The organism is Pseudomonas sp. S32 (genome assembly GCF_016648095.1).
Classification (GTDB): Bacteria; Pseudomonadota; Gammaproteobacteria; order Pseudomonadales; family Pseudomonadaceae; genus Aquipseudomonas; species Aquipseudomonas parafulva.
The window spans coordinates 1-10,774 of record NZ_JACVVF010000080.1; the positions used below are offsets into that span (position 1 = coordinate 1).

Here is a 10,774-nt window from a genome sequence, read left to right on the forward strand (position 1 = left end):
CCACAGGGCGCCTTCGGTTGGTTCAGTTACACCACTTCTCGGGACACGATCGACCTAGGGGGATGCCGCATGGATAACTCCGTTACATAGTCAGCAACCAGATTCAGGACTTCTCTCCTATGGCTTTAACGACTGGCGCAGGTAGTGCCTCGATAACAATCATGGGGGCTTCGTGGTTGGCGTGGTGGCACATAGACACTAGCATTGCCCACACCAATTGTGCTTCAGTAAAAATAGAAAAAGGCGCCATCCCCCCCTTTACTGGGGGGTTGGCGCCTTAGGGATTTGAACCCGCCCAGATGAAGTCTCAGGCCGCGTAAGGCCCTAACTCTGGGCAGTTTTAGTGAATGCAATGGCCTGATTCGGGCTAAAGCGGTCTCGGTATTGCCCTTAACTTGCCCTACAATCACCCTTGGCGATCGATTGGCCTAGGCGGTTCTAAAGCCGCATAAGACCTGGCCCAGCCAATTGCCCAGACCGAGTAACGCAAGAGAGCACAGCATGCCCAGCAAACCCAGGATCAACGAAGGTGAAGGTTTCATTCGCAGCCACGATCTGCTTGAGGAACTGCACGCAGATATTGTAACCGCTTACAGCACGCTCGAAGCCGACAAGGGGTCGCAATACCTACGGCGCTGTGTTGTCAGAGCCGTGTTTTCATTCATCGAAGCTGCAATAGAGTGCATCAAGGTAGAGCTGAAGTACTCAGTCCGTCTGGGCTATTTCTCGGAGGAAAACTTAACGGACAAAGACAAGGAAACACTTGGTTCTATCTCAATATTTCCCGACCAAAATGGAAAGTTCTTACCGCTAGACACCAACATAAAGCGAACATTCAAACTCGCTTCCAAAATCTGGTCGCTAGATTTTAAACTCCGCACAGACAATGAAGACTGGCAAGATTTTACAGCCGCCAAAAATACAAGAAACAAATTAACTCATCCGCGAACTTTTTATGACATACAAGTCACCGACGAGGACATGCACTGTCATACGATTGCAGCATGGTGGGTCCGCCGTGAGTTCCAGCGGCTTTTCAAGTCCCGTATTGAAGGGCTCGAGACGCTGTCAGGCCCAGAACGCGAAAAGCTTCTTCGTGCCATCAGCCTCTCGGGCGAACCACCACACCCAACCTGAGACCTGACCACCCGGATTTTAAGACATTACCGCACCCGGCCTTTGCCTCAATACCCATAAAGGCAATATACTGTTCATCCATACAGTTAGGCATACCAATGTCCGAAGACCTAATCGACCAAGACCCCTTACTACTCGCCGTTAATGATGATCAGCTTGAGATCATCGAGTGGTGCATGGAGAACCTTCCCAACGGCTTCAAGAGTGCTCATTGTGAACCCTCCAGGTAACGCTTGGGCTGGAGCGTCGAGGCCCTCGCGTTTAGATCTGGCGTTTCAAGGAATGCCATACGACGCATCGAAGACGGGGCCGAGCTGAGAGCCGTGACCATGCAAGCATTGGCTTTCGCATTCGAGGCTGAAGGGTTGATTTTCATCCCCAGTCATCTGCCGATGATCGGAGATAATTGCCGAGGGTCTACCAGAAGCCCTCGAACTCGAGATGACTACCATTTGCTCGAGTAATACCTGGCACCGTCCAAACATCATCATAAGCCACAATAATAAAAGGCGCCCAGAGCATCCCCTGGGCGCTATTGTTTTCAAACTATTGCTTATTCAGTGAGACAAGAGGTGAGATAGCCCGTGACGGGCCATATGCAGATCGATCGTTTCGGAAACCGTACCCCACTTAAACACCACACCGATATCAATCATCTGCCGAAACTCGGCATATGCCCGCTGAGCGGTCGGCACTGCAACTACTTTTATATCCCCCTCTTGATCACGATGATACACACTCGATATCAGCCCTAAAAAGTGAACTCGATTACCCGCATAAAGGTTACCTTCTTTATCGGGATGCCCACCTGCATAATAAATGAACACCGGACTACCACTTGAACCTGGAAAAACCGACGCATCGATAAGGAAAGTTTTAGTTCCTTCAAAGTCGACATAGCAAGGAGTAGCAGTCATACCTCGCCGCGAGATCGGAGAGCCATTCACCGAATCCCACATACCACTTGGGTAGCCTATGAAAACAATCTCCTCCATAGGACCAATGAATTTATCAAAATGTTCTGCTGTTGGAAAATGACTTTCCGCCAAGTTTTTAAAAAATGGAGGCGTCCCATTCCTATATAAATCACTCAAAGGCTGCGAAACATTCATTACTGCAACATCTACATCCGGATCAGGATGCCCCACAAAGTCATGCTCAGTAAACTGAATCGCAAGCGGACTCCCCAGCTCAGGACCGTCCCCAGCAGCGTTTGCTCGCGAAACATGGAATTGCCCGTTAATGACACCGCGTACCACATGTTTATTTGTAACGACAAAAATTCTGTCATACTTTAAAAAAAGACATCCGGTACCGACCGTACTCCCGTTCGCTAACTGCCCCTCTAGACGAACAGTAGTGAAAGTCAGCTCTTCAGCAATTGACGCCATAAATCCCTCTACTTTTGATATCAATTCAACATCACAGCTCGATAACTTAAACCTCTTTTGTGCAATAAGTCAAAAGAGCTGATCTAGCGCGTGACCTGGCCAATTCATGATCACAAGCTCACCGGTAACCTCCGCCTTGCCCTGCCGCTGATTCGTGTTGGTGTAGCGGATGTCCAGGCTCTCAAAGTGGAAACCATCGAAGGCACGCCGGATGTCCGGGTGGTCGTTGATGCTAACCATCACTTTGCCTTTGCACCGGCGCGTGAAGTCTGCCATTCGCTCGTACTCCTCGAAGGGGAAGTCGACGCCATAGCCCGCTGTCTGCCAGTAAGGGGGATCCATATAGAAGAACGTGTGCGTTCGATCATAGCGCTCGGCGCAGGCGAACCAGGACAAGTTCTCGACGTAGGTCCCGGCGAGGCGTTGCCACGCGGCGGACAGGTTCTCCTCGATGCGCAGCAGATTGATGGCCGGCCCAGTGGTGGCGGTACCGAACGTTTGCCCGGTGACCTTGCCACCGAAGGCGTGCTGCTGCAGGTAGAAGAACCGGGCGGCGCGCTGAATATCGGTGAGGGTCTCGGGGCGTGTCATCTTCTGCCACTCAAAGATCTGGCGGGAGCTGAGCGCCCATTTGAACTGGCGCACGAACTCTTCCAAGTGGTTCTGCACCACGCGGTACAGGGTGACCAGGTCACCATTCAAATCGTTCAGCACCTCCACCGGGGCGGGCTGAGGGCGCATGAAGAACAACGCGGCACCGCCGGCGAAGACTTCGACGTAGCATTCATGAGGGGGAAAGAGAGGGATCAAGCGGTCGGCCAGGCGGCGTTTGCCCCCCATCCAGGGGATGATTAGAGAGGTCATAGGTATGCAAGTCTTTACTGTATGGATAAACAGGTTTTAGGCTCGCCGCGCTTTGTGCACAAGGCAGGAGCCACGGCTGGACTTGCAGGAAGGGTCTGCGGGTTCGGCGGGCCGGGCTTGATGTTGACGCATCCGTCCCGGCTCGCCTCTTTATTACTGAGTGACTTCGCGGACGTAGGCCTGGCAGGCCTGCAATGCGATCAGCCCCCGGTCTCCTTCGTCGGTGATGGCGACAATTCGTTGAGCATGCGCTCGGTCAAGTTGGGCGCGTACGGCGCCATGTACCACGCCTCCGGCGCCGGCGGCTTCTCGCAGCCCACCGTCACAACTCGCGCCGGCAACGGCGGTTCGGTCGACAAGGACTGACAGCCGCAAATCACTAGTGGCCAGCTGATCACGCAAGCGAGCTTGGCTTTTTTGAGCATCGTTCAACTCCTTCGAATGGGTCTTCGCCTGCAGGTCGAGGCGCTCTTCCAGCGCGCGGCGCTGGTCACGTTGCTGGGTCAGCTGGTCCAGCGCCGCAGCGGCCGCTTCTTCGCGCTCACGGCTGTATCCTTCGCCCAAGTCTTTCAATTGCAGGACGTGTCCTGCCGACTGCTCGGCCAACTGGCGGGTGTAGCTGTTCTCCTGCCACAACCAAGCGCATGCACCGCCGACAATCACGCCGACCGCGACTCCGGCGGCGATCGTCGACACGGACGGTAGCCACGCCGGCAGGATCACTGCAGCACCCCAAGCGCGCGACGGTACAGGGCCTGCCGATCCGCCAGGCCGTTGGTGCCGCCGTTGATTTTTCGGGTGATCCGCTCGAATACCGCGTCGTCCGCGCTGGCCACTTTGTCGGCCAGGCTGTTGAGCCCCGCACGCTGCCAGAACCATCCGGCCGACAACGAGGCATACACCGGCTGCTCGAGCAGCTCCGGCGTGTTGAGCAAGCGGCTGTCACCAAACAGCGCCTCGCTGCAGTCGCGGTAGTTGGCGCGGCCGGTGACCTGAATCAGGCAACGACCGCGGTACAGCTGCCCGTCGCCGTCCGCTTCGGGCGTGTTGCACAGGCGCATAGCCAAAGGCCCCGTGTTGTACTTGGCCAGGTACGCGTTGACGCCTTGCGCAATTTCGAGCAGTCCGTCACCCCGATCTCTGCCGCCGAGCTGTTCGACCTTGCCAGCGAGCAGGTGCTCAGCCAGCGCAATGAGCCGAACTCGCAGGAACAGGAGAACAACACGTGAATACAGCATTTGTTTTGATGGCGCAGTACAACGGCACGGCGATCATCTCTCTTGAACAGGTATGCGCTGACTACTTTACGCACCTCACGCCGCTCATATTCCAACGCAAGGTGCTGGCCGGGGAGACCAAGCTGCCTATCACCCGACTTGAATCCAGCCAGAAGAGCGCCCGAGGCATACACATTGCAGATCTGGCTCTCTACCTGGACCAGCAGCGGGATGCTGCGCGCAAAGAGTGTACGCAATTGAATAAGAGGTGACTGACAGGCTGATACGGAGATTGCACCCCACTTGATCAGTGTCAGCCGTCCGCCCGGAATAACTCTTACAGCTACGTTGCGCCGATGGCCGCCTACGACCGGCGGCTATCGACCCGCCCTCCCAAAAGAATCGACTGGATCGCCCAAATAAATTCAATTGGTCCGCCCCCCCCCCGGGAACGCCCAAATCCAGTAAGCGATTCGCGACCACTTTTGACCAATAGCCGCCAGTCACGGTTAGCAGTAATGGCCAATACCGATCTAAGGTACATCTAATCTGCCGCCAACTCAGCCTACTGCCTTGCTATTTTGCGTTGCTACTTGGCGAAAGACCAACTATCAGGTATCTCTGCTCCATCCGACCCCAAATGGAGCTTGAGATGGACAAGATCGACAACGAGCTGATCGACCCAATAACTGAGCCAGGTGGCGAGAAAGCTCACCGCGTCGCAAGAATCATGATTGGCGCGGTGCCCATCCTTGGCGGAGCAGGGGTCGAAATTTTCAACTCAGTCATCGACACACCAATGAATGAGCGAAAAGTGCAGTGGATGAACCAGGTCGGTAACGCGCTGAACGATCTGATCGGGAAGGGTGTGGTGACCGAGCAAGGCTTGCAGCACAACGAAATCTTCATCACCACTGTGTCGCAGGCCTCGGTACTAGCGATACGGAGTCATCAGCAAGAGAAGCTGGAGGCGCTCCGCAACGCAGTGCTGAACGTTGCGGTAGGCCATTGCCCAGAAGAAGACCTAAGGCAGCTGTTCCTCAATTTTATTGATGTCTGCACGGTAACCCATATTCGCTTGCTCAGCCTCATGACCGGCCCTGAAGAGTGGGGCAAGAAGCATAAAGTAGATTTCCCGAGTAGCTGGAGCATGGGCGGTATTACACAAGCAATTGAGCATGCGTTTCCAGACCTCCGAGGCAAAGAGCAAATCTACAAGGTCATTTGGGATGACCTCTATCAGCGCGGCCTTATCAACACTCAAGGCCTCGGCACAACTATGTCACGCGATGGCATTCTGGCCCGCAGGACGACCGAGCTAGGGACTAAGCTCATCGACTTCCTGAGCGAGCCTGTGTCGCCGAACTCAGGGCCAAGCTAGACCACTTCGAGTTTTGGCCAACGCTTGCGTAGGAACCGCTAGTGGACGTGGAATGCCTTCCGCAAACGGCAGCTTCGGGTCGAAAGTAGCCATTAGCTAATGACCGCTGTCGACCCACAGCAGACGGTGACTTTCAGCGCTGTAAAACTAGAATTTACTAAAAACTCTTGAGAAAATCAGCCGCGCAATCCGACCCTTCCTACGCATACATAGCGCGTATCTCTTCATATAGTCCTTTGCGCTTAGAAATAATACCCACTCTATAGGCATTCATATCTTCTTCTTTAAGGGATTTATTTCCACTCCAAGCAAATCTCCTGAACTCCTTAACGTAATCACCATATTCGCGCAACAACTCTTGCGACTTAGCCGTACCGAAAAGAATTAGTTTTCCCTCCGCACTCGCAAGCTTGCTGAAACTGTCAAACAACTCTATTTCAGATCTCTTAATCCTAATCGACCAATCTTCCGGAACGGTTTTATCTTGGGCTTTGCAGCGTACATACTCAATCATGTACGCCCAGTAGGTAAGTGTCGCCGATGAAAACTCTTCCGTTAGCGTTGAAACCTCCTCGATCAACTCCCCTCGTCGCTTTAGCTTTGTTTTTGTAATGTCGTTCTTGTGCTGCAGCCTGGTAATCCAATATGTTGAGATTCCGGAGATTAAGGCGCCAAGCCCAATTTTTACCGCCGTATCAACAATACCAAGAATATTTAATTCCATTTTTACCCCAAAAGCTAAATATTTAGAATTTTCTTCAATTATGAATAACCCAAAGCATTCCAGACCCACGACATATCGGTATAGTCTAACTCATGGAAACCGGCAAAAAGCACTAACCCTGAACCATCTCAACAAAAATTCTGAGTAAGTGTAGGCTTTCTCCGACCCTGCACAGGTACTCTTTGAGTACAGTCAGCCGGCACCGGCTATCAGAGATCGCACTCACTCGGTTTTTGAGCTCATAAATCCCTGGAAATAAAGAGCTTGATCTCTCTGATCCAAGGTCCGATGCCTTCAACATCTAGATAAAATCGGAAGGTGAACCATCCATCATCCCCCTCCGGGCTGACCTGGTCGACGCTCATCACTTTGCGCACGGCTTTAAGAGGCGTAGAGGGAGCGTTTGCTCCCTTCTCAGAGTATGGAATAGACGCCATACGTATAGTTTCGAGCTTTATCAGCTTGGGTAGCCAAGGTGATCCGAAAAATTCTGTTGAGTATTCGCGGATCCGGGTTCCGTAAGTTGGAGCATAAAAAATCTCACCTCGGACTGTGGATAAGCAAGTTTTTATCTTTTGCGGAAGAGAGTCTACACCGCGCACTCGCGCCAGTTGGCCGTTAGCAATGAAAAGGTCATGCTCATCGCTTAAAGCCAAATCCATCGGGAGGCGATGCGCATCAATTCGGGGAAAGCTTCTCAAAACATCTACTTTGATCATTGTTCCCTTTTCAGATTTAGACCACGCAGGCGGACAAGATAGCTCACGCCCATCACCGAGATCGTTGACCAATACAAACTTATCACACGCACCTAAACCACCAAATCCATCAATATAATCAACTAGCTGCCCTAGTTCGCCGATGACAAAGTGATCCAGCAAAAACGACCAAGTGCTTTCCTCTACAGCAACGAGCTCCCCGACAAAGACAATATCTGGGCCTATAGCTATAAAATCAGCACACTGCGGCGCGGACTTCATTTCTTCCATCTCTAATTTTATCGCTTGCTCGTGCTCCGCTTTCATTTTATGAAGTAGCGAGGTGGGATATGCGGTAGAGTTGACATCAATCAGACGACTATGAGTTTGGCAGAGCCAAATTCCGTTTTCTATACTCGAGCGCTGTTCCTGCGTCATGTCAGGTCTGTATCTTTCTCCGCCCGGTGCAGCCGCCGCTATGTGAGCGGCCACCCCTATGCTTACATGCTTACCTGAGGATTCATCGCTTGGCCCGGCGGTTGCTATGCCGCACTTGGAAAACGAGCATCGATAAGCTGCCCTTAATGCTAGGGCTGTCCTAGTTTTAGGAGCAAAGTCGTCTCGGTTAGACCTGTTTTTTTTCGAGTTAGCGCTGGGCGAGGCTCCAGTCATTCCGTCCTTTTCCTGTTTGGTCGTCATGGAAATTCCGAAATTAGTTCAGATAGCTGGCAGTGGGCAAGAGAAAACCGTTTGACGACCGAAATTGGAATGGCGAATGTCAGGTAAATGAGCGAATAGAGGTTCGCTCAGACGTTGAGACGGACATCCAAGTACTGCAAACCTGTTAGCTGCCCTTAGCCAACGGCAGCTACGGGTGTAAAGCGGGCGCTCCTACCATATGGACCGAACCCAGGGGTGGAGGCGCGGATCAGATCTTAGCCACTTCGTGCCAATCAATCCAATGGACTGATCAGGCCCGATGCAACCGACTAGTCAAGACGAGTACAAATGGTAATTATGCGCATCCCCACCAACTACTCAGCCCTAGCACCTAGGGTGACTGGGGCCTGAATAATCCGCTCTAACCAACTCCATTCCGTATATCGATCGCCACGCCCTCTCAGATGGGTGTAACGCCGCAGCGAGTTCCAGTCGCGATGGCCGGAAACACTCGATACGCGCGGGATGTCCCAATCCATTTCGAACAACCGGCTCACGCCTTCGTGGCGCAGATCGTGGAAATGCAGATCCTCCACGCCAACCATCTTGCATGCCCTGGACCAGGCCGTGCCGATTGAGTCGGTGTTGTAAGGGAAGATCTGAGTGCACTGACGAGGCATACTTTGCACAATCGCCCACGCCTCATCCGGCAGATGGCACCACACATCGTTGCCGATCTTCTGCCCGGGGTTCTTCTTGCCCCGCACCTTCACCGCCTGGCGGTGCTCATCCAGATCCTCCCACATGATGCGAGCGATCTCGTCCATACGGCGCGTAGAAAAGATGGCAAACGCCACAACCTTCGGCATGTGAATGACTGTCGGACGCCGTGCAAGCATCTCGAAAAAGTGCTCAAGCACCTTGTCGAGTTCTTCGAGCGTTGGCCGGCGATCCCGCTCCCGGCTCTTCATATTGTAGCCGAGGCGTTTCAGGACAAGGCGTGCGTCGGGCATCGCTTGGGGGTTGATTTCGTACTCCCACGCCGCCCTAGCAAGCGACAACACTGAACCCAGGTGAGCCAGGTCGTTGCCGGCTGTCTGCGGTTTGATGCCACCGCCTGCGGGGCTCATACGCCATAGGGCATAGTCCACCAGCACCTGCTGGCTGATATCGGAGTCGACCATCTCATCCAGGTAGCTGTTCTTGATGGCGTTCAACGTGCGTCGCTTGGTCTCGCCCAGAGGCCGGGCTTTCTCTGGCTCAATCAGGTAACAGTCGATCATCTGCTTGACCGTGTGCCCTACCCGGTTAACGCGCTCGATAGCAACAGGCTCAGCCAATTCGATTTCCCGTCGCTTCGCCCAGGCCACTGCGGCCTGTTTGCGGGCGAACGTTTGGCTCTCTTGGTAGACTGTCACCTCGTCGCGATTAATGCGGATCTGGACGAGGTAGCTGCTGCCATCGGCCTTTTAACGTGTTCGATCGTTGCGATCTTAGATTGGTACACGTTGTCTGTCGGTTGGTACGTTGTACAAACCGTTTGGTAAAAGCGCCCCAAAACCCCGAAATTGGTACAAAAAACGTTGAACGAGATGACCGCTAAATCAGGCTCAAAGCCACAAACCACGCGCCCTGAGCCGTCCCGCCGCTTCAGCGCTGCACCCATGATGGACTGGACCGACCGCCACTGCCGGTTCTTCCTGCGCCTGCTCTCCAAGCACACCCTGCTCTACACCGAAATGGTCACCACCGGTGCCCTGCTGCACAACGACGCCCAGCGCTTCCTGCGCCACGATGCCAGCGAACACCCGCTGGCCCTGCAGCTGGGCGGCAGTGTGCCGGCAGACCTGGCGGCCTGCGCCAGGCTCGCCGAGCAGGATGGTTATGACGAGGTCAACCTGAATGTCGGTTGCCCCAGCGACCGGGTGCAGAACAACATGATCGGCGCCTGCCTGATGGCGCATCCGGCGCTGGTGGCTGATTGCGTGAAGGCCATGCGCGATGCGGTGTCGACCCCGGTGACGGTCAAGCACCGCATTGGCATCAATGGGCGCGACAGTTATGCCGAGTTGTGCGATTTTGTCGGCCAGGTGCGCGAGGCTGGGTGCCGCAGCTTCACAGTGCATGCGCGTATCGCCATTCTTGAAGGCTTGTCGCCGAAAGAGAACCGCGAGGTACCGCCGCTGCGCTATGACGTGGCGGCGCAGCTGAAAGCGGATTTCCCAGACCTGGAAATCGTGCTCAACGGTGGTATCAAAACCCTGGCAGAGTGTGAGGCGCACCTGCAAACCTTTGATGGTGTGATGCTGGGGCGCGAGGCTTATCACAACCCTTACTTGCTGGCAGACGTGGACCAGCGGCTGTTTGCCAGCGTTGCGCCGGTGGTTACGCGCAGCGAGGTGATGATGCAGTTGCGGCCTTACATTGTGGCGCATATGGAAAGTGGCGGTGCGATGCACCATGTCACCCGGCATATTCTTGGGCTCGCCCAGGGGTTCAAGGGGGCGCGGCGGTTCAGGCAGTTGCTGTCGGCGGATATTCACAAGGCGGCGGAGCCGCTGGTGGTGTTTGATCAGGCGTTGGAGTTGCTGCAGGGGCGGTGATTTGGGTGGCCTTCGGGTTGGGGCTGCTTTGCAGCCCATCGCGAGCTTTGCTCGCTCCTACGTTTGTTTCGGGCCAATTAGGCCTGTGCCATTGGCGCG

General features: G+C 54.2%; 12 protein-coding genes and 1 pseudogene. 6 read left to right on the forward strand and 7 right to left on the reverse strand.

Going from position 1 to position 10,774, the window contains the following annotated elements:
* Positions 1 to 501: 501 nt before the first annotated feature.
* Together IAE38_RS23060 and IAE38_RS24175 are read left to right on the forward strand one after the other, a co-directional pair.
* Positions 502 to 1,137: a hypothetical protein gene (locus IAE38_RS23060; RefSeq protein WP_201219471.1), complete on the forward strand. Its 636-nt coding sequence runs from the start codon at positions 502 to 504 to the stop codon at positions 1,135 to 1,137.
* Positions 1,138 to 1,370: 233 nt separating this feature from the next.
* A complete protein-coding gene (locus tag IAE38_RS24175; protein WP_328822905.1) occupies positions 1,371 to 1,601 on the forward strand; it encodes a helix-turn-helix transcriptional regulator in 231 nt (76 codons plus the stop codon).
* Between the two features lie 93 nt (positions 1,602 to 1,694).
* Here the strand turns inward: IAE38_RS24175 and IAE38_RS23065 are convergent, their stop codons facing one another.
* From IAE38_RS23065 to IAE38_RS23080, 4 genes and pseudogenes are all read right to left on the reverse strand, one after another.
* The gene (locus tag IAE38_RS23065) at positions 1,695 to 2,528 is read right to left on the reverse strand and encodes a trypsin-like serine peptidase (protein ID WP_201219473.1); all 834 of its coding nucleotides are present in this window, start codon (positions 2,526 to 2,528) and stop codon (positions 1,695 to 1,697) included.
* Between the two features lie 69 nt (positions 2,529 to 2,597).
* The gene (locus IAE38_RS23070; RefSeq protein WP_201219475.1) at positions 2,598 to 3,392 is read right to left on the reverse strand and encodes a DNA adenine methylase; all 795 of its coding nucleotides are present in this window, start codon (positions 3,390 to 3,392) and stop codon (positions 2,598 to 2,600) included.
* Between the two features lie 153 nt (positions 3,393 to 3,545).
* Complete coding sequence (locus IAE38_RS23075; RefSeq protein ID WP_201219477.1) at positions 3,546 to 4,088, reverse strand: lysis system i-spanin subunit Rz; 543 nt, start codon at positions 4,086 to 4,088, stop codon at positions 3,546 to 3,548.
* Between the two features lie 23 nt (positions 4,089 to 4,111).
* Positions 4,112 to 4,498, reverse strand: a pseudogene (locus IAE38_RS23080) (glycoside hydrolase family 19 protein); the annotation flags it as partial.
* Here IAE38_RS23080 and IAE38_RS24130 point away from each other — a divergent pair.
* The 3 genes from IAE38_RS24130 (at position 4,499) to IAE38_RS23090 (ending at position 5,990) form a co-directional block, all read left to right on the forward strand.
* Positions 4,499 to 4,621, forward strand: a complete 123-nt coding sequence (locus tag IAE38_RS24130) for a hypothetical protein (protein WP_268933381.1) — start codon at positions 4,499 to 4,501, stop codon at positions 4,619 to 4,621. It abuts the pseudogene before it with no gap.
* The gene (locus IAE38_RS23085) at positions 4,618 to 4,881 is read left to right on the forward strand and encodes a pyocin activator PrtN family protein (RefSeq protein WP_201219479.1); all 264 of its coding nucleotides are present in this window, start codon (positions 4,618 to 4,620) and stop codon (positions 4,879 to 4,881) included. Before IAE38_RS24130 ends, IAE38_RS23085 begins: the two co-directional genes overlap by 4 nt.
* Positions 4,882 to 5,261: 380 nt before the next feature.
* Positions 5,262 to 5,990 (forward strand): hypothetical protein, encoded by a 729-nt coding sequence (locus IAE38_RS23090; protein ID WP_201219481.1) that lies wholly within the window; start codon positions 5,262 to 5,264, stop codon positions 5,988 to 5,990.
* A gap of 199 nt (positions 5,991 to 6,189) precedes the next feature.
* Here IAE38_RS23090 and IAE38_RS23095 read toward each other — a convergent pair whose 3' ends face one another.
* The 3 genes from IAE38_RS23095 to IAE38_RS23105 all read right to left on the reverse strand — a co-directional run bounded on the left by IAE38_RS23095 (position 6,190) and on the right by IAE38_RS23105 (position 9,490).
* Positions 6,190 to 6,783: a hypothetical protein gene (locus tag IAE38_RS23095; protein ID WP_201219483.1), complete on the reverse strand. Its 594-nt coding sequence runs from the start codon at positions 6,781 to 6,783 to the stop codon at positions 6,190 to 6,192.
* A 170-nt stretch (positions 6,784 to 6,953) separates the two neighbouring features.
* Positions 6,954 to 7,850, reverse strand: a complete 897-nt coding sequence (locus tag IAE38_RS23100; RefSeq protein WP_201219485.1) for a hypothetical protein — start codon at positions 7,848 to 7,850, stop codon at positions 6,954 to 6,956.
* A gap of 596 nt (positions 7,851 to 8,446) precedes the next feature.
* On the reverse strand, positions 8,447 to 9,490 hold the full coding sequence (locus tag IAE38_RS23105) for a tyrosine-type recombinase/integrase (protein WP_442968335.1): 1,044 nt from the start codon (positions 9,488 to 9,490) through the stop codon (positions 8,447 to 8,449).
* A gap of 174 nt (positions 9,491 to 9,664) precedes the next feature.
* Here IAE38_RS23105 and dusA point away from each other — a divergent pair, with 174 nt between their 5' ends.
* Positions 9,665 to 10,675: a tRNA dihydrouridine(20/20a) synthase DusA gene (gene dusA, locus IAE38_RS23110; protein ID WP_201219487.1), complete on the forward strand. Its 1,011-nt coding sequence runs from the start codon at positions 9,665 to 9,667 to the stop codon at positions 10,673 to 10,675.
* Positions 10,676 to 10,774: the final 99 nt, after the last annotated feature.